Annotated in this window: 28 protein-coding genes; all 28 read right to left on the reverse strand. The window is 40.0% G+C overall.

Annotated features, from left to right (window positions below):
• Nucleotides 1-183 (reverse strand): hypothetical protein (locus tag B2727_RS06625; protein ID WP_291348556.1); only part of this gene is annotated, 183 nt, incomplete at its 3' end.
• 3 nt (nt 184-186) lie between these two features.
• The gene (locus tag B2727_RS06630) at nt 187-498 is read right to left on the reverse strand and encodes a hypothetical protein (RefSeq protein ID WP_291348558.1); all 312 of its coding nucleotides are present in this window, start codon (nt 496-498) and stop codon (nt 187-189) included.
• A gap of 41 nt (nt 499-539) precedes the next feature.
• Nucleotides 540-953: a hypothetical protein gene (locus B2727_RS06635; protein ID WP_291348560.1), complete on the reverse strand. Its 414-nt coding sequence runs from the start codon at nt 951-953 to the stop codon at nt 540-542.
• Between the two features lie 40 nt (nt 954-993).
• Nucleotides 994-1,401, reverse strand: coding sequence for a hypothetical protein (locus B2727_RS06640; protein ID WP_291348562.1), 408 nt, complete (start codon nt 1,399-1,401; stop codon nt 994-996).
• Nucleotides 1,382-1,579 (reverse strand): hypothetical protein, encoded by a 198-nt coding sequence (locus B2727_RS06645; RefSeq protein ID WP_291348564.1) that lies wholly within the window; start codon nt 1,577-1,579, stop codon nt 1,382-1,384. Before B2727_RS06645 ends, B2727_RS06640 begins: the two co-directional genes overlap by 20 nt.
• A gap of 93 nt (nt 1,580-1,672) precedes the next feature.
• Entirely contained in the window at nt 1,673-2,347 is a 675-nt protein-coding gene (locus B2727_RS06650) for a DUF6682 family protein (RefSeq protein ID WP_120364424.1), read from the reverse strand.
• The gene (locus tag B2727_RS06655; RefSeq protein ID WP_291348568.1) at nt 2,347-3,240 is read right to left on the reverse strand and encodes a RyR domain-containing protein; all 894 of its coding nucleotides are present in this window, start codon (nt 3,238-3,240) and stop codon (nt 2,347-2,349) included. Before B2727_RS06655 ends, B2727_RS06650 begins: the two co-directional genes overlap by 1 nt.
• Nucleotides 3,241-3,311: 71 nt before the next feature.
• Nucleotides 3,312-3,785, reverse strand: a complete 474-nt coding sequence (locus B2727_RS06660; protein WP_010112813.1) for a hypothetical protein — start codon at nt 3,783-3,785, stop codon at nt 3,312-3,314.
• A gap of 64 nt (nt 3,786-3,849) precedes the next feature.
• Complete coding sequence (locus B2727_RS06665; protein WP_291348572.1) at nt 3,850-5,139, reverse strand: DUF4043 family protein; 1,290 nt, start codon at nt 5,137-5,139, stop codon at nt 3,850-3,852.
• 26 nt (nt 5,140-5,165) lie between these two features.
• Nucleotides 5,166-6,227, reverse strand: coding sequence for a hypothetical protein (locus B2727_RS06670; RefSeq protein ID WP_042890536.1), 1,062 nt, complete (start codon nt 6,225-6,227; stop codon nt 5,166-5,168).
• Nucleotides 6,228-6,401: 174 nt separating this feature from the next.
• Nucleotides 6,402-6,707: a DUF7681 family protein gene (locus tag B2727_RS06675; RefSeq protein ID WP_120365282.1), complete on the reverse strand. Its 306-nt coding sequence runs from the start codon at nt 6,705-6,707 to the stop codon at nt 6,402-6,404.
• 5 nt (nt 6,708-6,712) lie between these two features.
• Nucleotides 6,713-7,174: a DUF2829 domain-containing protein gene (locus B2727_RS06680; protein WP_282896438.1), complete on the reverse strand. Its 462-nt coding sequence runs from the start codon at nt 7,172-7,174 to the stop codon at nt 6,713-6,715.
• Between the two features lie 131 nt (nt 7,175-7,305).
• Nucleotides 7,306-9,609 (reverse strand): hypothetical protein, encoded by a 2,304-nt coding sequence (locus tag B2727_RS06685; protein ID WP_291348577.1) that lies wholly within the window; start codon nt 9,607-9,609, stop codon nt 7,306-7,308.
• A 9-nt stretch (nt 9,610-9,618) separates the two neighbouring features.
• The gene (locus B2727_RS06690; RefSeq protein ID WP_111883825.1) at nt 9,619-11,283 is read right to left on the reverse strand and encodes a terminase; all 1,665 of its coding nucleotides are present in this window, start codon (nt 11,281-11,283) and stop codon (nt 9,619-9,621) included.
• 101 nt (nt 11,284-11,384) lie between these two features.
• Nucleotides 11,385-12,038: a hypothetical protein gene (locus B2727_RS06695; RefSeq protein WP_174498774.1), complete on the reverse strand. Its 654-nt coding sequence runs from the start codon at nt 12,036-12,038 to the stop codon at nt 11,385-11,387.
• An 86-nt stretch (nt 12,039-12,124) separates the two neighbouring features.
• On the reverse strand, nt 12,125-12,583 hold the full coding sequence (locus tag B2727_RS06700; RefSeq protein ID WP_151803707.1) for a hypothetical protein: 459 nt from the start codon (nt 12,581-12,583) through the stop codon (nt 12,125-12,127).
• A gap of 23 nt (nt 12,584-12,606) precedes the next feature.
• Complete coding sequence (locus B2727_RS06705) at nt 12,607-13,002, reverse strand: DUF1064 domain-containing protein (RefSeq protein ID WP_291348585.1); 396 nt, start codon at nt 13,000-13,002, stop codon at nt 12,607-12,609.
• Complete coding sequence (locus B2727_RS06710; RefSeq protein WP_291348586.1) at nt 12,999-13,577, reverse strand: hypothetical protein; 579 nt, start codon at nt 13,575-13,577, stop codon at nt 12,999-13,001. Before B2727_RS06710 ends, B2727_RS06705 begins: the two co-directional genes overlap by 4 nt.
• Nucleotides 13,570-14,535, reverse strand: coding sequence for a helix-turn-helix domain-containing protein (locus B2727_RS06715; RefSeq protein ID WP_291348588.1), 966 nt, complete (start codon nt 14,533-14,535; stop codon nt 13,570-13,572). Before B2727_RS06715 ends, B2727_RS06710 begins: the two co-directional genes overlap by 8 nt.
• Nucleotides 14,532-15,353, reverse strand: coding sequence for a DNA adenine methylase (locus B2727_RS06720; protein WP_291348590.1), 822 nt, complete (start codon nt 15,351-15,353; stop codon nt 14,532-14,534). Before B2727_RS06720 ends, B2727_RS06715 begins: the two co-directional genes overlap by 4 nt.
• A gap of 10 nt (nt 15,354-15,363) precedes the next feature.
• A complete protein-coding gene (locus tag B2727_RS06725) occupies nt 15,364-15,669 on the reverse strand; it encodes a hypothetical protein (RefSeq protein WP_010112830.1) in 306 nt (101 codons plus the stop codon).
• The gene (locus B2727_RS06730) at nt 15,666-17,447 is read right to left on the reverse strand and encodes a DNA cytosine methyltransferase (RefSeq protein ID WP_291348593.1); all 1,782 of its coding nucleotides are present in this window, start codon (nt 17,445-17,447) and stop codon (nt 15,666-15,668) included. Before B2727_RS06730 ends, B2727_RS06725 begins: the two co-directional genes overlap by 4 nt.
• Complete coding sequence (locus B2727_RS06735) at nt 17,444-18,169, reverse strand: hypothetical protein (RefSeq protein WP_291348594.1); 726 nt, start codon at nt 18,167-18,169, stop codon at nt 17,444-17,446. Before B2727_RS06735 ends, B2727_RS06730 begins: the two co-directional genes overlap by 4 nt.
• Nucleotides 18,166-18,423, reverse strand: a complete 258-nt coding sequence (locus tag B2727_RS06740; protein ID WP_010112832.1) for a hypothetical protein — start codon at nt 18,421-18,423, stop codon at nt 18,166-18,168. The genes B2727_RS06735 and B2727_RS06740 overlap by 4 nt, the downstream gene beginning before the upstream one ends.
• A complete protein-coding gene (locus tag B2727_RS06745) occupies nt 18,420-18,935 on the reverse strand; it encodes a hypothetical protein (protein ID WP_120364410.1) in 516 nt (171 codons plus the stop codon). Before B2727_RS06745 ends, B2727_RS06740 begins: the two co-directional genes overlap by 4 nt.
• A complete protein-coding gene (locus tag B2727_RS06750) occupies nt 18,928-19,644 on the reverse strand; it encodes a hypothetical protein (protein WP_291348598.1) in 717 nt (238 codons plus the stop codon). Before B2727_RS06750 ends, B2727_RS06745 begins: the two co-directional genes overlap by 8 nt.
• Nucleotides 19,641-20,018, reverse strand: coding sequence for a hypothetical protein (locus B2727_RS06755; RefSeq protein WP_291348600.1), 378 nt, complete (start codon nt 20,016-20,018; stop codon nt 19,641-19,643). Before B2727_RS06755 ends, B2727_RS06750 begins: the two co-directional genes overlap by 4 nt.
• A 2-nt stretch (nt 20,019-20,020) precedes the next feature.
• A complete protein-coding gene (locus B2727_RS06760) occupies nt 20,021-20,347 on the reverse strand; it encodes a hypothetical protein (protein ID WP_049044693.1) in 327 nt (108 codons plus the stop codon).
• Nucleotides 20,348-20,351: the final 4 nt, after the last annotated feature.

The following is a 20,351-nucleotide window of genomic DNA, read 5'->3' on the forward strand; positions in this document are numbered from 1 at the left end:
TTTGTAATAATAAGTACTATCTTCAGCTACAGTCGTATCCACGTAGTACATAGTTTTTAAATTTGTAGCAATTGGGCTTGGCAAGTTTGCGTCTGCAACACCAATCATAGATGTATTTGAGCGAATAACGTCAAACGAGTCAAAATCGCCAAACTGCGCCCATTCCAATCTAATGCCAGCCATAACCTAACCTTTCAATCGACCATAAACATCTTCATTCTTCCAATACCCTTTTTCATCATGCCAATTAACGTATTCATCAAAAAAGTTTTGTTCTCCATAAGAGCGAATACGGTCCTGCACATAACCCATTAACCATTCCATAACATTGTCACAGTTACCATAACTACCACCTGTCATTTGTACTGCATACATTTGGAACTTGGGTAAATGAATCAATATATGCCAGTCGATTTTTTTAATATCACTGGCATATAAATCAGCTTTAAAACCTGCGACACCTACGGATTGCGTAGGCGGTTTAGATATTTCACTCATATTTATTCACCATTCAATTACTCTCTAATGCTTGGTGGTATTCATTTAAGATCAATAAAGTCCTCTTTCATGTCGAATATCTTGTTTGTGCCGTTATCCCACGTCACGATGATGTCACCGCCATTTGGGATGGCTGGTAAAGAATAGGCTTTATCAATAAATGCAATGAGATGATGATTTTTACAGCCTTGATAAATTAAAATTCCTGTTATGTCGTTTCCACAAATGCAAGGAAAGTAAATATCTTCAGCATCAAACACATAATTTTCAAATGACTTTTTTTTGAGTTCGACAGGTTCACTTGAAATATTTATTTTGGGTATTTCAGATAAAAATTTATTATCTTTATCTGGTGTAAAATAATTATTTACTAAGACAACGCAAATTCTATCGCTCTCTAGGTCAAGTATTTTTTTACTCACCAATGTTTTAACTTGATTAAATATAAAATTCATCGTCACCGTCCTCATTTACAGTGGCATGTAAGAAACTGCCTTACACTTTAAAAATTTTATTTGTACCGTTATCCCACGTCACGATGATGTCGCCGCCATTAGGCGTAATTGGCAACCCTGTCGCAGTGTCGATAAACGCAATCAAAGGGCTTGTACTCTCAGTCCCCGTATCCGCATAAATCACGATTGCTTCAATAGATGCACCTGATACTGCTGTAAATGTAACGTCTGCTGCATCTGCTGCACCACCAGTGGTAGCCTTTGCAGTTAGTGTTACTGGCCCTGCAATACGAGCAGAAATAGGAATATCTGCAAGGTACTGATGCACTGCTGTTTGTGGTGTGTATGCACCTGTATCAACCAAGATGACTTTAACAGTGTCAGTCATCCAGTTAATTTGCGCTTCCAAAAATCGTTGACGCGCGTAGTCATAGAGTGTGTTTGCCATGTGCTTGAGTCTCCGTAGCTGAATCGGAAGCACTCATGCGCTCATGTTTAATTTCAATGTGATTATCTGCTTCAACACAAATTCGAGCCAATTGCCCAGACTTTTTAAGCAACTTAACTTTGGCATCGCCAATGTAAAGCGTATCTTCGGTCTTTAAATCAATTGTACGTTTGCCCATATCTGCCCAAACTAAATAATTACTACAAACCTCATTATGTAAAAACCCCTGAAAAGCCGTTAGCCTTACAGGGGTGCTTATGTCACAAGCAAGTCATGGCATGAATGGAATAACGTTATGCGGTATATCCTCACGAGTAATGCGTCGCAAATCACTATCAGGACGAATACCGAAATAGTCTGTAAATTCCTGCTCTGCTAATGCTGACCGATTTGGATCAAAGAATTCTGCATCTGGTACCTTAAACGCTTGGTGTAGAACCCACTGAATCAATTGAACATGGTGAATTTGGTTAATTTCTGGAATATCAGTATCACTTTCCATTGGTGACAATGGCACACGATAGCCTTCCAATTGTAATTCACCGCCTACATCAGGAATTGGAACAAGACGAATACCTGTGTCATCCTGAATAATGTGTTCAGGTTTACCCTGTTTCACTCGCCAATTCTCACCATCATAGTAATGATCGAGTAATTCAGCTGACATTAAAGTCAAGTATTGCCCTTTTGTTCCATCGCTTGGCTGGAACCACACTCGAGTCAATTCGTATAACGATTCATGTAACTGATAACGAGATGAACCAATCAATATATTAATCTTACAAACATCATTGTTTTGGGATTCATGCAATAAACGACCACGGATACACGCTTCACTTACGGCATCATTAAGCCAATCAATGACACTGGCATCATCAATAAAATATGGTTCTACTTTATCGTTGGCCAGTGTACGAAAACGGCTGATCAGGTCATTTAGCTGCATTACACAACCCCATATTGATGAATCATTTGAGTAACTGATTCTTTTAATTCATCAAGATTTTTTTGTGGGCTAAGTTTCTGCTCATACTTTTCTAAAGCATATTGAACCAAGCCAGCCTTTGTCATTTTTCCAATCGTTTCAATTTCATCAAGAATTTTATTTTCTTTATCAATTTCTTCTTGCTGTTTTTCTTTAGAGCGATTGAGAATACTTGACGTATCATCATCTAAGCCTTGCTCAGTAGATTCACAAGAAATGGATTCAGGCTCACCCTCATAACGAGTAAACTCAGGATGTTTTAAAAACTTGGTTGCCAAATCACTTGGAATTGATCGCACTTGACCTTGTTCAAAGGTTAAAGCTGATTCGTATAAGTGGTCGGTATATAGAGATTTATTTCCAATATACTGAATTGATACACCAGCAGATTTTTGAACAACATTGGTTGGGGTGATTGTCGCTGTATTAATTGCGACATTCTTTTGATGCTCAACCTTTTGGCGTAGGTTCACAACTTCCGCACTCAATGCCAAGTAATCTTCAGGATCAGGCAAGTGCTTAACCAAATGCACCGTTGTACGGAATAAATAATCCTTTGCCTTTTGTTCATCTGGTAATTCTTCATAAGGTAAAAAACATGGATGTTCTTTTTTCTCCATATCTTTTACTTCACCATACTTCCAGCCCTCAGCTTCTTTGACCTTATACCAAGACTCATGAGACTGTTCAGGTGTGGCATCAGGATTTGCCAAATGCATTTCAACGCCAGCAATCAAACTTTGTTTATGTGATTCTGGTGTGTCATCCCAAGTAGGTTGACTATCATCACCCATTGATTGGCAATATGCAGCATTAATTGCATGACACATCATCGCTATTGCAATCGTTTTCATCTTATCACCGTAATAAGTTAAAAAATAAAAAGAATAGTGTAGGTCTGTCTAAAACCTACACCATCAAAACATTAACGAGGACCTGTCAATTCACCGCTGACAATAACCTTGATGTCGCTTGCCTTGGCATTCGCTGCACCACCAGTGGTTAAAATCAATCGTGCAGCCTTAGGCAAGGTTACTAATTTACCTGTATTAGCACGTAATCGACCTGCCGTTGCAAGATCACCAGCATTGATAAAATATGCTGCATCTTGTGGTACTTCTGTACTATCACCATCAACATATTTAAAGCCAAGTGAACCTGTAACGGTGGCTGTCATACCTGTTTTAATCAGGATTTGAGCATCATCAAGGCGCATACCTTCTGGTAGTTCACCTAAATCGATAACATCACCACTTGCTACTGCAACAGTTGTGTCTGAATCAATTACGGCACCTGAAGCATTCGTGGCAAGAAAAAATGCTAACGCTGTAACATTTCCATATGGTGAGAATCCACCAAACTGACCATAACCACTAGGCTTCTTCTTAATTGTCGCCATTTTAAAAATCTCCAAGGATTAGAATAAGATGAGGTATGCCCATAACTGGACATACCCAAAACAATTACTGATTAGCACCAATGATTGGCACAGCGGTATCGACAACAGTTACACCATAGTCGGTAAATTCTGTACGCTCACCAGTATCAACAGAGAAACGGATTTTTGATGTACCACGAATGGCACCGATCAATAATTCCCATTTATCGCCATGATCAAGGTCTTTTTCAGACCAGAAGAAAGGCACACCAGACTTATCACTTGCAGCCATTGCTTCCGCAATTGCTTGTCCACCCAAAATAATTGAACGGTCAACAGCGAAAGTGCTACCAAAACTTGATGGTACGATTAAATCTGATTCAGCTTCACTGTCATACGAAGCACAATATTTAATTGTGTCACCTGCATAGAAACGAATCGGACGTGGCATTTTTCGGATAATAAATCCGTTCCATAAACCCACATCACCTAAGAAAAGCGGATGTTGTTTTGCCTGACTTGCTCGCGCAAATGCAGATGATTGGAAAGAACGGAAACCTGGTTGGGCAGCAAATTTGTTGTACTGTGCTGGCGATACAAGCCATACACGTAATGGTGAATCTTCCGCAGCAACATCACCTTCAAACTTACAAATAGGTGGTGGTAAAGCAATTTGATCCAGAACAGTTTTCATTGAATCAACTGAATCCATTGTAAATAGATCAGTTGTTGCAATATCAAACTCACCTGCATTGCTTTTAACGCTCTGCACACCAGAACCATCAACAACATAGTGACGGTTTTTAGTTGGTGCTTTAACACGGTTCACCATGATTTTATTGAAGTTTTTATGATTATCTTTAGGAATAACCCATTCAATGTTGTTATGAGAACCACGTGCACCAGCCATATGCACCAGTAATGACTGATCACAATAGCGATCCATCAAGTTCTGAGCGACTGGACGACCAAGTTTGCGTAAATCAGCTGGGCTACGAATCTGTGACATCACGTTACCCAAATCAACAGGGAAACGAGCTTGGTTCACACGTAGGCGATCTTCATTCAAAGACATCCCCACACCACGACCTTCAGCATACGCACTACCCATAATTGGATATGCACCGACTGGATTTAGTAAGTGGAATGTCACTTCATCACCACGCCCTTTTCCTAAGTCCTGAACACGAACAATAGGCATATGGGATGTGGTTTGTTTACGGAGAGTCGCTTCCGCACCTGCTTCGCCCTTAGGCATTTTCCCAGCCAATAGGTTTAAAGTGCTGTTACGATTCATGTGTGTAGCGAACAGACCTACCGCTTGGGTAACTAAATTGGTCTTATCGCCATAACTTGCGTTAGTTTTAGTAGTCATGTTTCAAATACTCTCATCACGTATGTTTAAACACGTCTATTGAGAAATTGCTCCACTTGGTCGGGTGTCCATCCTTGCATTTCCTCTGCAAGTTGCGCTGGCGACATTGCTGCCAAACGCTCATCACGAGAAACACCAGCAGGACTACCAGCAGGCAAATCACTCAGACTGTTCGGTGGTGGTGTTTGAGCCTGACTCACAGCTTTTTGCGCTACTGCCTTTACTGCATCATTGGCAGGTTGAGCAGCTTGTTGACCTGATTGGGTATTCGACTTATACAATCCTAGAAGTTCTACCACCTGAGCAGCTGAACCTTTATCCAAAACTGTTTCATACGCATCTTTCAGAAAACTTGGTTGTGCATTCTTCCAATCATTAAATTCTTTCGATTCAACAATAGATTCTGCATCTGGGTGTGCTGTAAAGATTTCGTTAAAATGAGCTTGCTCTACACTGACCTGCTGTTGTTGCTGAATTGGAGCTAAAGCAGTTTGTAATTGCTGTTGCACCAAAGTTGAAACCTGTGAATTAACAAGTTTCTGAATACCAGCAGCCAAATCTTTCTCGCTAAAATCCCCAAAGATTGCAGGGTCTACACCCTGATCAATCGCTTGTTGTGCGATATTTGCTTGGTTGTCCTGTGTAGTTGGAGCCTGTCCGTTATCTTTACGTTCCTGTGCATCAGCTTGAAGTTGCGCCAACTGTTGTTGAGCTTCATCAAACTTTTGCTTCCATTCCTTTTCACCGTTACGTGCTTCCACTAACTTGTCATAGGGAATGGTGTGTTTTCCGTCTTTAGCTAAGATCACAGCATTTTCAGCATTTAACTGGCTTTCATCGACCTGTTGTTGCTGTTGTGCTTGTTGTGTATCAGCTCTTGCGGAGCTATGCTCCTCATGCGTACCGTCTTGACCTTCAACTTTTGGGGTATTTTCTTCTGTAACTTGGGTAGTTGCTGGCTGACTACCATTTTCCGCATTTGCGGTATCGCCATTTAACGCTTGCTCTAAAAGCTGCGCTGCAAGTTCAGGTGATGCTTTACCACCGTTAGCTTCAATCAACTCATTTTGTTGCTCTGTAATATCCATGTCTGTCCTATCACTTATCGCTGTGACCGCAAAGGCGAATGGCTAGAGTTATCTAGCGTTTAGCTGTTGATTGCTCAACATGAGACAAGTGTCTAGGATTTATATATGATGTCGTTAGCCTTACAGGGGGTATAAAAAAACCACCCGAAGGTGGCTTAGATTAAATCAAGCTATTTAGAATGTTGTTGGCTGTGCCACAGAACGCACCAAATACATGAGTCCTGTTTGAAATTCTGTCTTAGCCATAGCTGCAAAACGTTCTGGAGTTGCATCGTTGAGTCGATCATAAGTTTCTTGGTCAGTTATCTCTTGAAACTGTTCGATGATGCAACAGCTATCACGCTGCTTTTTAATATGCGCTTGAACCTTAATGATCATCGCTTCAATTTGTGGTCCAAGTTCTTTGATCTCATTCATCAATGCGATTTCTTCTGTATTAAGTTCACGATAACCAGTAATTTTACGGTGTTGGTTTTCCATCCTTATTACTCCAAAATCAACCAATCATTTGCGAATAGATCACCTGTAGATGGTGTCCAACCCATAGCCAAAGTGTCTTGTACGGTCTTTAATGTGCAATATGGTGCAACATCGATGTACCCACCAAGTTTTTCAGCATGAGCTTTGTTGTGTGGATTCCAGATATAGGTTGATTCAATTTGCTTGGATTCACCTTGAGCAACCACATATTGCAAATCATTCCAACATGAACGAGCAACTTTTTTACCTAGTTTCAAAGCACTAAGTGCATCACCAAAATTTAAACTTCCGTTTGGTCGATAAGCATCTTTGAATACACATGCTGGCGACCAAGAGATATAGCCTTTATGTCGTTCATCATTTGGTTTTCCACCATCAACATACTCAACTAAGTAGCCTTGTTCTGAAGGGTCTTCGTTTTCAGGTATATCCCAATTACGATAATGGTTATATTCACCACGTGTCATAGTTGTTGCTAATACGGATTTAGTGCCGATGTATGCACACATAGCGAAAGGTAATAATTTCTTTAACATTTTATGCCCACAATAAAAAAGACAGCCGATTCGACTGCCTTAGTATCTGTGAACAATAAAAATTACTCTTGCCTTACAGGGGGCATATTATCACTGGTTCGTTGAGTCTCAATTCCCTGCATTCCTGTTGAACCTTGCTGTGGTACTGGTGGGTTCATTGGACTTGTATTCTGTTGTACCTCTGCTAGTCCTTCACTGCCTAACTGCGCCCCTTCACCTTCTAAATATGGTGAACGTACATCACGTGCTGCTGTCTGTTCTGCGGTTGGGAAATTAGGATCATCACCCATCGGATTAGGACGCTGATAACCTGCACCTTTCATAATCTCGTCAGCAATAGGTGCGATCTGTGGCATCATTGCTACCTGTGAACCTCCTTGCATTGCTGAATATGCAGCTTGCACACCAATTTGTACTGAACGTGCGTCTATTTCCTTAATTTCACTTAATGCTTTACGCTCTTTAAGTTCAAGCTCTCGACGTTTTAGATCAATACCAGCATCGGCAAGTGCTTTATCAACAGCTTCTTTAATTTGTTGTTCCACTTGTTCTGGTGTTGGTGCCTGTGTAGCTTGGCGAATAGATTCAATAATATCTTTCTTGAATGGAATGTCAGTCAAGGCCATCACATAAGGCAATACTGCAACTTGAACCTCTTGAGGTAAGGATTTAACAATCTCAGACAAGGCATTAAGTTGTTGTTCTCGGAAAGTGCTGGTACTTGGAACATCATCCAGTACAACTTTCAAGCGTGTACGTTGAACATCATTACTGACATAAGGATAACCATGTTCATCAACCTCAGGTTTATTGATAACAACTGTACGATCCTCACGTACCGCATCACCCTCAATAATGATAGTCTGTTGCTGAGTTCCCATATCCTCAACGATCATTGATAGTAGCATTTCTCCCATGAGGGTACGTCCCTCACGGAAATTATCCATCATCTTCATTAAAGTTTGATTGGATTGCTCAACTTGAATCTGCTCTTGTTTACCCGAAGTAGCATTACCTTTTTTACCTTGGAACCCAGAAGTAATATTGCTTACTTGCTCAATAGCAGCACGATTATCACTGATCAGTTGGAAATGTTGCTGTGATAATTCATAGTCACGTTTAACATCAAATCTTGCACCAGGTCTAGCCATGTGTGCTGCATCCAATACAATATCAGCATCAGGACGTGCAACTTGACGACGTAATTGTTCGTCTGTCATAGCCACTGCACCTTTGGTACGTTCAACACGTGTAACACTCATGCCCCAACGCAGTTTAGAAATACCTGAATTGATACTATCCTGACTGTACTTCATGCCACGAACAAAGCCATAAGGAATGCCGGTGTTATCTTCTCTGAACCCAAAGAACGGAACATAGGGGAAATAATGGTGTGAATATGGCGAAGGACTATCATGTAAAAGGTGTGGTCCAAGCCAATATGAACGACGCAATTTTGATATGGTAGCCTGCTCTACACGTGCAACACCTTGATAAATTGCCAAATCATGAGCCATATTATTGGCGTCATACTCAACGATACGACCATCACTGAACTTTAAAACTGGTACACGGATCCAACGACGGTACCAAACCTCAGTAACATTTATCTCTTTAGATGTCGGGTTATACCAGTAGTTTTCACTTATCGTCCATGAACGTGCATCAAGCCAAGCGTTTTGTAAGCCTGTACTTGCTCCACCATCCAGCACATCAGGTTGTTGCCACCATGAACCGCCATAACGACCAACTGTTTGGATTAGCTCCTTGTGTTCTGGGAAAGCACTCATTAACCGTTTAGGATGAACCCAGCGTGTGCGACGTAACCAACGTGCATCAGATAAGTCTGGCTCTGTAGACTTCATATCCCAATGAATTTCATTACGATGAACTACAACACAACGATAAGGATATTTAAATGGGTCTTGCTCACGCTTTACCTCAACCCATCCTAAACCACATGAAATTTGAGGACGAAAAGCATCACTACATGCTTTATCAGCTTTAGATAAACGTTCAGCTTGATTTAATTTGTAGTTCAAGGCATCAGCAACATCATCACCGCCAGTTTCACCATTGGCTTTTACACGCCAATCAGTACGAGTCTGTAGCTCATAACCCATAATCGACAATAAAGCTGGACTAATTCTGTCCTCTACAGCAGGTGGAATACCGATCTGTTGCATACGGTTAAGCAAATCTGTATCTAATTGATTGCCATCTGCATAATCCATCTCTTTATCTGCGATGTGACGCCAATGAGGTTGTTCCTCAATTTCGTGCATGATCTCCGTTAATTCTTCCAGACTGAGCGTATCATCATCGCTAATCTGCTCACTTGTAGCTGTATCTTCTTGAGTAAACATAGCTTTTCCTTATAAACGCCAATCTGTCGGAGGTGCTTCGACATAACCATGTGGATTTTGTTGTGTTGTACCTTGATTCATGCCAGTAAGACTAGCCGTATAGACGTAATCACCAAGCAACCCTGCATCTTTAGCCTGTGCCCACTGTCTAAGTGCATCTGCACCTTCTGAGCAACCATTGGATTTATCAGGCTGATCAATAAACATATTGGCTTGTTGGTTAAACTTTTTCTTATAGCCTTCAATACGTTCGATACCCAATTTGCATCGTTCTTCATCAAACCAAGCATTCTTTAAATGCCTACGAGTCTGTTGAATACCAGTTGTGAGTAACGTAATACGTGGAATGACCACAAAATTATGACCAGGTAATAATTCTTCAAGCATTTCTAATACTGACTTGTTGTAATCGCCAAGCCTTTGATGTGCTGCATCGTGCGGTAAATAATGAGTATGATAGATATAAGGTTTATCTTTAATCAGTTTCACGTAATGACGCAAATCTTGAAAATGATCTTCTTCATAATCAATAAAGCGATCTTGCTGATTCATCATTTGATGAAACCAAATTGCACAACCATCATGGTTGCCAATATCCCAAAACGTACACGTAGGTACATCTAAAACTTCAATTTGAGCAATACCACTACGTTTACGCAACTCAAGCATATCTTTTGCGTAGTAGTTCCCTTCTGTACTGACCTGAAATGCTTCGTCAGGAAATGAGGGATACTCTTGCCACATCAAAGCTTGATCACCAGATAGATCATTATCACGTGTCGATACATACCAAGCACGTTGATCAGGATCAATTTTGATCTTCTTACCTAAGTTTCTGGATACAACAATTTCAATGTGATCAAAAATATTATGATCTTTTTTAGAAATAATGACTTCAGTTGAGTCAATACGATACTTCGGTTCTTCCCACCAACCATAAAAATGCAATCTAAAGTCTTTTGGCGTGAGCTTTTTACGTGATGCAAAGTTCTTCTGTGCAATCTGAACCTTATCAAAGAAGTCACCACCACGACCTTCAGCAGTAGATTCAATGACACAGATCCCTGTTGTTGGAACTGCTGGTAATGAACCTGTACGAACCTCTTTCGCTTTACCAGGCGATTGAGCGCAAATTTTACCGTATTCAGAAATAAGTAAACGGTGCATGGTGCCACCACGGAATGATGTGGCCACTGAAATTTTAGAACCATTATGGGCGAATTCCATCTCAGTTCCATTATTGGTTTTGAGTGGAAAGCGTTCTAATATTTCAGGTGGTAAGTTATCGTACGCAAATTTAATCTTATCGCTAAAAATATCACCAACAGTTTCAAGGTTCTGTGCGATAACACCGCAATGCTGATTGGCATTAAATAAAGCGTGATCAAGCCACAAAATACAAATCAATGTGGTGAAACCTAACTGACGTGCTTTTAAAATAATATTGCGGTACCACAACCGATTTAAGAATTTCTTCTGTGCATCATTAGGCTGGAACGGTAATTCAAATGTTGGAGCTTCTTCTACTTGCCCTAACTCATTTACAAAGTCATCACCTTTAATTTTGATCTTATATAAACAGCCACTAAAAATACGCCAAACAGGGTCTGCCAAGCAGCGTTCAAGCTCCTCGGCATTTGTCGGTAGTGGCTGTAAGTTAGTGTTATAAATCAATTTTTACTCCATTTTGCACAACATTGGTGCATTTTTGAAGCGTGTACGTGAATGAAATTGTTTTGGTGTGGGTGATTAGTCGTTCCATTCACGTACATGCACTAATATTCAGGATCATCAGCAATTGGCTTAAACGCAGAACTATTTCCGGTGCTCACTCGTTCAAGTAATGCAGTCAGTGCATCGACAGGTTTATTGTTCTCATCATCAAGTCCAAACGCTTGACGTTCTAAAGCAATCAATGTTTTGAGTGTGTCGCTTAAATCTTTCATAGACTTCACACGACCAGGCATTGAGATGATCTTCATATAAAGGTCATTTACTTTGTCATTGCCTTTATCATCAGGCGACCACATAAGCTCACCCAGCATTTCCAGCAATTTGACATTCTCTTGACCAACCATCATTTCAAGCTCATCAAAAAGACTCATGGCAATCTTGCGTGAACGTTGAATATCCTTACGATGTGCTAATCGGACTGATGCTACTTCATTGGCATTTGCATCAATAGTGTCTTTTTCTGAAATAGTCGTTTTCGTGCGCACACTGCTGCGCACACTCTCCTTGCGCACAATGTCATCTGCTTTAGCTTTAATTTTTTCAGATAGATCACGAACCCATTCATATTGCTTTGCTCTACGTCTAATGCCTGATTCTGCAATATCATGCTCACCTGCAATTTGACGTAGAGACTTAATACCTGCTCGATAATCGAGTTCGATCTTTTCCCAATCAATTACTTTTTTTTCAGCCATGATCACCAAACCTCATATTGGTTTAATGATCATGTATATATGTGGGGAGGTCTAACCTTAGAGGGGGGTGAAGCAGTTTTGATAAATTACAACAGCTCTCCTTGCTTGCCTATATCTAATAGATCCCCTACTTGCTTCGATAATTTACGCACTTGACCTGAAACTTCACTCTGAAGTATTGCCATATGATGGCCCATTTCAATATTTGCATATTGCATTGCTTCAGCAACCATGAGATTGCCAAGGTTACGTGCTTCACGTGGCGTTAATGTCAAAATCTGGTCATCACCAATTTCAATTTTAACGGTACCATCAGGTAAAACCATCTTGGACATAATACGAGATGGACGATGTTTAGGGGCTGGAATGAATACACCACGCTGTACACGGATAATCTGACCACTATCGACAAGATGGCTTAATCGATCATCAACGATAGATAATTTTAAGCCAGTCAATTGTGACAAAGTTTCTCTAGTAACGATCTGCTCTTGATTATGTAAATCCTCAATGGCTTCAAGGATTGTTTCAGCGTTAGACTTCATTGTCATACTCCCCTAAATCGTTCTTAAACTTCAACTACGTCAATATTGTGAATTAACTTCATCAATTTACGTTTGATAATGTAATCCGCAGTTTTATGACCTTTGGCGTCTTCACAGATGAACTGATCATCTTTGGTCCAATAAACAAAGTCTGCTATGTAATCTGTGCCACGTACTTTCACACCACAAATTTTCTGTGCTGGTATCAGGTTGTATCGAACCTGAGTTTGTAAATCCTTGATCTCACCTGCACGCTGTAAGACCTTTAAATCATTTAAACGACGATATTCATGTTGTGAATCAGCAACTTTTTCACCATCAACGACAACTTTCTGATTCCCATACTTTGGCTGTTTAGGCTTGTTGTCACGTTGGTGAACAAGTCTTTTGATTTGAGATTGTGATAAATAATTTGTCATGCTCTACCTGCATTAGAATTCTTATTAATACCTTTCAACTGAGCCATCAATTCAGGTGGACAGGTGGTGATTCTTCTCTCATCTTCCTTAGGTGCTTTTAATGCCCCAACTGGATCAGTGAATGCTTGAACATCTCCCATCAATTTCGCATTTGAAACGATACGGACGTACATATCCTTGAATGCTTTTGACTGTGATTCAGCACGTGGATTTAATTCATCAAAACCTTTCTTAAATTCTTTAAGAGTTTTGAGTACATGCACACTGATTGAGATTGTCTGATTCGACTTCTCATATGCCAATGCTTGTTGCCATGCTTCATTTTCAGTGAGCCAATGTGCACCTTGTAAACACCAGATTTTAAAATCCTGTATGCATGGTGGCCATGGTTCATGGCGCATACGGTTATATCCATTTTCCAACTGCTGTGCTGTCAATCCTGAAAAGTCCTCAATCATTGCCTGCTCAAGATCGGCTTCTTCAACTGCTGCCCAAAAATCTGTAAATTTCTTACCGTAACGAATACGCATTTTGTCAATTAAACGACGTGCTTCAGTAATGGTGAACTCACGCATGACCCACCTCCTCAATCAGAAAGCTCTTTGGGGGTTCAGGTACCACATCAATAATTGATGATTCCTGATGTTGTTCTTCACGGACTTTTTGACCATAACGCAACCAACGATTTACATTTTCTTGTTTAGCTTGGTATGCCGATGGTGTTTGGATAGGTTTATTTCGTCCTGATTGCTCAGTGACGCTATTTTTCGCCTTTCGTTTGATAAGTTTATGCTTGTTGTTGTTTACCCATGTCAGGAATGCTACAGCCCATTTTTGTGCAGTCTTGAATGATTGCTTACCGTAATCATTCGGTGATGCAAACCAATCTCCAAATTCATCAAACAGGTTTTCAAGATCGTGTTGATCAAGATCAGGGTGTCTAGGTTTAGACAATTCGATGAAATCAGATTTCAATGTTGAATATTTCTGACCAAGTTCGATCACTGAGATTTTTGCAAGATCAAAATTGTGGTACTGAACAAATTGAGCTGGCGGTTGTGAAATTTTTTCTTCGTGCGTATTACTACTACTTAATTGGTGGTTATTAGTGGTTATATGGTGGTTAGTGTGCACCTCCTGCACTGGTTCAGGTGCATCTCCTGCACTGGTCACATGCACCTCCTGCACTGGTGCATCTCCTGCACTGGTGAATGTATTGCACTGGTTTGTGCTTTTCTCTCCACTCGATTTAGACTGTTTTTTAGTCTTTGGAGTGAAACTTTCAGGCGTAATTTTGTAGCGATTATGGCGACCATTTGAGCGATCAACCTGAATAATTTTTACTTCTTCAAGCAAATCTATAGCCGTTTTAATCGCACGTACTGAAAATTCAGTTTCATCAGAAAGTAATGAAATTGATGGAAAACACTCACCATAGTCATTGGCATAATCAGCAAGGCGGAGAAGTACCGCCTTTGCTGTCGGATTACCCACTTTCAATTTGCGAATCTGGTCAGTTATTGCGTAGCTCATACCACCTCACTGAATAAATCATGTTGATTTTCAGCTTGTGGATTAATCCAAAGCACTTCTTCACGTAGAACCGAACCTGATTGACCAGCAGCTGCAACAGATTTTTTAATTTTTTTCCATTTTAAGGCTTCATATATCGGATGTTCATATCCACATAAAATCACCATGCCTTTGCAGTGTTGTAATACGCTTACAAGCTGTTCATGGTCTGCATTAGTCATTTCATGTCGGTATGCTTTCCCCCCCATATTTCTTGTGTCTAAAACATATGGTGGGTCCACAAAGAAAAGCGTGTTTTCTCTGTCATGGTCTTGAATAACTTTGACAGCATCACGATTTTCAATAAGAACCTTTTTTAAGCGTGCAGCAGCTTGAAGAATTACTTCTGGTTGTCGTTGCCAAATCGTGACAATATCGCTTCCACCTCGAGCTGTGTCTAAACGAAAACCAGTATTTCCTTTTGTTGCTCCTGCACTTCCAAAACCCATTTGTGCACGTATCACCAAACGTCTAGCTTGCTCAACCTTACATGTGGTATCAGCTCGAGCATTTAAAAACTCAGTGCGTGAATATGGCGTGAGCTCAATTTGTTTCGCCAATTCAATTGAAAGATTTGGATCACGTATAACTTCAAAGAAATTTACGACATCACTGTCAAGATCGTTATAAACCTCCATACGGCTTGGCTGTTTTGACAAAAGAACAGATGCTCCACCACCAAATGGTTCAACATATGTCTCATGAGGAGGGAAATGGCTAATAATCCAGTCTGAAAGTCGAAACTTACCACCATGGTATCGAATAAGAGGATGATTCATAAATTTCACCTCACCACAAATCTTCACTACATACCCCAAGGCGAGAAAACTTCATCTCACCTAAGGCTATTAGTTCAAGTTGATTTGCACAAAATTCCAACTGACCACATTCAACCGCATGTAAAAATGCTTGTGGACGTGTATAGAACTTCCCATTTTCACAATAGAAACCCTGATGTGCAGATTTCCCCCATTGGTTTTGAATATCTGGTACCAAACCAAGTGACAAAATAATATTGATACAATCTGCATGGCGATTAGGTTTTGGTAGAGCGACCATAAGCTCACCTGCTTTAACAGCAACTCCGATAATCATGCTGCCCCCTTCTGTTGATATAGAACAAAGGGATTATTAGCTTTGGCTATAGCAGCCATAGGCTCAGGCGAAACACTATTTCCGCACATATGAACCTGGTCTTTTTTAGACAATGGTTTTCCATCATGACCATGTTCAATAACATATGAATCTGGAAAACCTTGACCTCGATAAAGTTCACGCGGATAAAGCATACGCATACAAATATCGACAATTACCCGAGGTTCACCTTTGATCCAAACCGTGACTAATGCCAAACGGTCTTTTGTGGTCAATGTATCCATCGGTGCAGTAATATCGCGTGACTCACCATTTCCGTAGTAATTAATTAAGAATGATGCGACTCGCAGCGCGCCATCAAGATTATCTTGGCTCAATTCAGTTGTAATAAGCTGTTGTTGGCTACCTGTGTTTGTAATTGTTGTTAATGGTTCATTCAAATTACGACCATCTGTTTCACAAAATCCACCATTTGCCTGCATCATATATGCAGCGACAAGGTTTCTACCGCCAGAAGTCGTGATCGTGCCTAAGGGCTTTTGAATATCATCACAACCACAACTCCACCGTGGATTTTCTGGTGTACCTTCACCATGCCCTGCATGTATTAGCATTGGTGCAACCATGCCATGATGACCACCCTTAACTTGTGCACAAATGGTCGTCAATGGTTGTTCTACTGACCAATTCCGCTGCTGTGATGCGTTTGCAAATTCTGTTAGAAATGGTGTAAGAATTGGGCTAATTAACGCACTATGTCCACCAAATGCAGAAGTAATTGTTGCTAATGGCTCATCAATGCCATGTCCAGTAGAAGTTCCAAAATCACGACTAATAAAAGGAGTAGAAGCATTAACAAAATATGGATTATCCGAATCAATCACGAATTTCTTTAATCCGCGTGCTATACGTTTTAATGTTGCATCAGCTAATGGCTTTGGCCGATCAAAAATAGATTTTCCTAAATCTCTAAAATCTATACATTCAGCAGCCGAACGCCATTTTTTTTGGCCGCGCTTAGGATTTTTGAAATGAGTTGGTGTTGGCCAGATAATAGGTTTTCCATCGCAGCGAGCAACCATAAATAATCTTTCGCGTGTAGTTGGTGCGCCAAAATCAGCAGCAATAAGCTTTTTCCACTCCACCACATAGCCAAGTTTTTCAAGACTTTTAATAAAGTGCTTCCATGTTTTCCCTTTTCGTTTAGGATCAGGCACTAAAAATTGGTTATGACGAGGAATACGTTCACCAGGTTCTGCAACTCGATGAACTTTTTTGCCGTTGATTTCAATTTTTTCTAATGTAAGAACTCTACCTGTAGCCTTGTCTCGTTTTGCTATTAACGGCCCCCAGCCAAGAATTTGTTTAACATTTTCTAGGCTAATCACGTCAGGGCGTACTTTTCCTGCTACTTTGAGAACAACCCATGATAAATCACGGATTTCTTTTTTACGTGGTTGACCGCCTGCTGCTTGAGAATGGTGAGTGCAATCGGGGCTAGCATGAAACCAACCAACTTGATAACCATCACAAATTTCTACTGGATCAACGGCGTATACATCATTTACATAATGCTTTGCATGTGGATGATTCACTTCATGCATCGACAATGCTTTAGGATTATGGTTTACAGCTGAATAAATTGGGCGATCTAAACCCATTTCTAATCCGGTACTTGCACCGCCACCACCAGCGAAAAAGTCAACAATGATTTTTTCTCCAAAATTAAGCGCGTATTGGGTATTAAACGCCTTTGTGTAACTAACAAAATTATTCATGCTGCCCCCTCATATCCAATGGTTTTACCGCTACCACCTAATACCTGGTCGGCAATCCATAATTTACGTAAACGATCTTCCGCTAATTCATGTCCAGCATTTACCCACTCAGCAACTGCTAAAAATTCCTGATAGCACTTGGTATTGATAAATTTAATATCAACTTCAATAAGGACCTGAATTTGTTCAATGCCAAAATCATCAGGAATATTTTTCTGAGATTCGATTTCTTTAATTATTTCCTGATCCAAACCAAGCCAACCAACCTTTTTCAATCCATGGCCAAGATCAATTTTGCAATCTTTCTTGCCACGTAATAATTCGATATGGCTCATGCTTGGCAAATCACGACGAAATTCAACTGTGACCATTGGTTTGCTTAAATCATCAAGATTCATCATGTGAATATCAGCAGATAATTTCCATGCTTCTGGTTGTTCAACATGACCAAGAATTAAAGCAATAGATAAATCCTGATAGTGGTATGCACCAATAGTGAAGTGATAAGGCAGTGTTTCGGCATGGGGGAACTTATCTAATAAAGATTTTTCCCCGATTTTTTTGTCTTCAATGAAGTCACGTACATGAGATGAAATAAATTCCATACTCATTTCATAAGTTTCAGAAATATCTTTTTTGTACTGTGCTTCCTGTTGAAGCTGTTTTACCTGTGAAGGCAATAATTTGTTTGGATTAAACTTTTTGGTGCGCTTCTTTTTCATGCTGCCACCTTCTTTTCATGACTTGAACGAACTTTATTCACACCTTTTACATGATGTGGTCTATAAACACGGTCATAGCAGCCTTTACATGCTGATTCTGGTCGAAATGTAATGGTTCCATCCTTTAACTTTGATTTCACCATGAACCAAAACTCTGAATCTGTAGGCCAGTATTCATCACAGTGCTTACAAAGTTTTTCTTTGCCTAGTTCAGTAAAGATATACATAGGTTTTTTAGCTTCATTTGATTTCATGCTGCTACTCCCTTATGTTTCTTCACATGCTGTGCCCAGCCTTTACATGGTTTCATGCGCTTACGATCTGTAGCAGACGGACTATGCAAATTTTCAATATCTTTATGGCAATAAAAAACTGCATCCGACTCCAAGGCATGAGCCAAGTCAGATTGAGTAGAAAGACAATGATTTGCTAAAGTTCCACATCTATAAGCACATGATTCACATAGAACATCTTGATTAGGTGCTTTTTGCGCTAGGATCAGCCCATTCAAAGCACCATGAAAACTAGGTGAAATAAGCTTATCTATTGCGTATGGGTGCATATCACCTGTGGTGACGAGATGTAAATACAATGTTTCATCACACGATTGGGCATAATTCACAGCAACATTCAGAACATTGCCAAGTAAATTAAGTAATTCATCATGTGATTTTGCTGAAAACTTATCCTTGATTGCCTGTAAGCGTTCAGCTTCAGGCAATTGGATAATGTCAGTTAGGGCGAGAATTGAGGTGTTATCAATCATGATCTACTCCCTTTATTCCCTCATAAATGCGAATAAGGTCTTTTAATTCAGATAGATCAATGACTGTTTTAAAATGTTTTTTCAGTTCTTCTAACGATGTAAAATCAGAATCATCCCAATCATTTAATTCAGATGACCAAAATGAATGAAACTCTAATGAATGATAATGACAGCCAGTATCAATGATGTAATGAGTGGCTGTTTTATCAGGGGTATTGTAAATAATTTCCTTTGCCTGCTCTAAGCCCAAGGAATCAACCAATTCCAGTGCTCTATTTTTAAGTTGTTGCAGGGATTCAGCATAATGCCATGCACGAGCACAAATATTGTTTAAACTGGTACGACGCTCATCCAACCAATGTTGTCGCCACTCTTCTTTTTTGATTGGATCATCAATTAAATCCATACCTTTATTAAATGATGAACGTGACTCGGCACCACCAATTAATACGCTATTCAGACACGCAACTAATTCATCAAGTTTGTTGGCTTTAATGAATTCAATAGATTGTTCTAAATCTCTATTAAATTTTTCAGTGAACCATTCATCATGATCACCGAAGATGAACAGTGGTACTTCAAGATCAGTATCAATTCCTTTGAGAGCGTATTTACCTGAGCCTATAAGACAACAAGCGATTGAAGCCACTTCATGGTCGAATGCTTCTAAAGTACATGCATCGCTTGGATTAATAATTTCAAAAATCATGACACTTCCCCTAACGCTTGCTCAGCTAACGAAAGACGATGTTTAGCATTTAGCTCAACTGTTGACGCGTGACGTAGTAAATGTGCAAGTGCAAATTTGCGATTATCATCGAGCAAGATCCCATCACCCTGCACTTTATGGACTGTCATCAGGTGGTCAGGCATAAATGCATCAACAAATACAACCGTGTCGCCTTTCACAAAATTCGAGCATGTTGTTGCTTCCACCGATATGGTTTTCACATATGCATCATCAGGAGCCAAACCAAGCTCAAACTCTCGCTTTTCTATATGCTGTACTAAACAGTGATGGCACTGTTCCCCTTTAAATTCTGGACATTTGCCAGTGCACTTATGTTCTGTTAAATTACTCATGTTCATTTTCCTGAATGTTGATGAATACTAGAAGCTCGACCTGCAACGTCGGGCTTTTTTAATGCCTGCCAAAAACTTTTCAAATTTCTGCATACATTCATAAATACACTCGTAGACGTTGTATTCTTTGATTTTTCTATGTGCTCAGATGATGATTGACCTGTCTCCAGTTCGATCTTTTTATCTATGGCATCTCTTAACCATTTCGCACGATCACTACCTTGGCTTTCAGCCAAAGTATCAATGATCTCTTGGACTTCCAGCGGTACACGTGTTGACATGGGTGCCAACAGTTTTTTGCTGAATACGAACATTATTTTTGTTTCCATAGGT

The organism is Acinetobacter sp. UBA991 (genome assembly GCF_002292065.1).
In the GTDB taxonomy this organism is placed as follows: Bacteria; Pseudomonadota; Gammaproteobacteria; order Pseudomonadales; family Moraxellaceae; genus Acinetobacter; species Acinetobacter higginsii.

Bases quoted from the DNA above. Each gene is read 5' to 3' on its own strand.
- B2727_RS06630 (WP_291348558.1), bottom strand. From the start codon at position 498: ATGAGTGAAATATCTAAACCGCCTACGCAATCCGTAGGTGTCGCAGGT.
- B2727_RS06635 (WP_291348560.1), bottom strand. From the start codon at position 953: ATGAATTTTATATTTAATCAAGTTAAAACATTGGTGAGTAAAAAAATA.
- B2727_RS06640 (WP_291348562.1), bottom strand. From the start codon at position 1,401: ATGGCAAACACACTCTATGACTACGCGCGTCAACGATTTTTGGAAGCG.
- B2727_RS06645 (WP_291348564.1), bottom strand. From the start codon at position 1,579: ATGGGCAAACGTACAATTGATTTAAAGACCGAAGATACGCTTTACATT.
- B2727_RS06650 (WP_120364424.1), bottom strand. From the start codon at position 2,347: ATGCAGCTAAATGACCTGATCAGCCGTTTTCGTACACTGGCCAACGAT.
- B2727_RS06655 (WP_291348568.1), bottom strand. From the start codon at position 3,240: ATGAAAACGATTGCAATAGCGATGATGTGTCATGCAATTAATGCTGCA.
- B2727_RS06660 (WP_010112813.1), bottom strand. From the start codon at position 3,785: ATGGCGACAATTAAGAAGAAGCCTAGTGGTTATGGTCAGTTTGGTGGA.
- B2727_RS06665 (WP_291348572.1), bottom strand. From the start codon at position 5,139: ATGACTACTAAAACTAACGCAAGTTATGGCGATAAGACCAATTTAGTT.
- B2727_RS06670 (WP_042890536.1), bottom strand. From the start codon at position 6,227: ATGGATATTACAGAGCAACAAAATGAGTTGATTGAAGCTAACGGTGGT.
- B2727_RS06675 (WP_120365282.1), bottom strand. From the start codon at position 6,707: ATGGAAAACCAACACCGTAAAATTACTGGTTATCGTGAACTTAATACA.
- B2727_RS06680 (WP_282896438.1), bottom strand. From the start codon at position 7,174: ATGACACGTGGTGAATATAACCATTATCGTAATTGGGATATACCTGAA.
- B2727_RS06685 (WP_291348577.1), bottom strand. From the start codon at position 9,609: ATGTTTACTCAAGAAGATACAGCTACAAGTGAGCAGATTAGCGATGAT.
- B2727_RS06695 (WP_174498774.1), bottom strand. From the start codon at position 12,038: ATGGCTGAAAAAAAAGTAATTGATTGGGAAAAGATCGAACTCGATTAT.
- B2727_RS06700 (WP_151803707.1), bottom strand. From the start codon at position 12,583: ATGAAGTCTAACGCTGAAACAATCCTTGAAGCCATTGAGGATTTACAT.
- B2727_RS06705 (WP_291348585.1), bottom strand. From the start codon at position 13,002: ATGACAAATTATTTATCACAATCTCAAATCAAAAGACTTGTTCACCAA.
- B2727_RS06710 (WP_291348586.1), bottom strand. From the start codon at position 13,577: ATGCGTGAGTTCACCATTACTGAAGCACGTCGTTTAATTGACAAAATG.
- B2727_RS06715 (WP_291348588.1), bottom strand. From the start codon at position 14,535: ATGAGCTACGCAATAACTGACCAGATTCGCAAATTGAAAGTGGGTAAT.
- B2727_RS06720 (WP_291348590.1), bottom strand. From the start codon at position 15,353: ATGAATCATCCTCTTATTCGATACCATGGTGGTAAGTTTCGACTTTCA.
- B2727_RS06725 (WP_010112830.1), bottom strand. From the start codon at position 15,669: ATGATTATCGGAGTTGCTGTTAAAGCAGGTGAGCTTATGGTCGCTCTA.
- B2727_RS06730 (WP_291348593.1), bottom strand. From the start codon at position 17,447: ATGAATAATTTTGTTAGTTACACAAAGGCGTTTAATACCCAATACGCG.
- B2727_RS06735 (WP_291348594.1), bottom strand. From the start codon at position 18,169: ATGAAAAAGAAGCGCACCAAAAAGTTTAATCCAAACAAATTATTGCCT.
- B2727_RS06740 (WP_010112832.1), bottom strand. From the start codon at position 18,423: ATGAAATCAAATGAAGCTAAAAAACCTATGTATATCTTTACTGAACTA.
- B2727_RS06745 (WP_120364410.1), bottom strand. From the start codon at position 18,935: ATGATTGATAACACCTCAATTCTCGCCCTAACTGACATTATCCAATTG.
- B2727_RS06750 (WP_291348598.1), bottom strand. From the start codon at position 19,644: ATGATTTTTGAAATTATTAATCCAAGCGATGCATGTACTTTAGAAGCA.
- B2727_RS06755 (WP_291348600.1), bottom strand. From the start codon at position 20,018: ATGAGTAATTTAACAGAACATAAGTGCACTGGCAAATGTCCAGAATTT.
- B2727_RS06760 (WP_049044693.1), bottom strand. From the start codon at position 20,347: ATGGAAACAAAAATAATGTTCGTATTCAGCAAAAAACTGTTGGCACCC.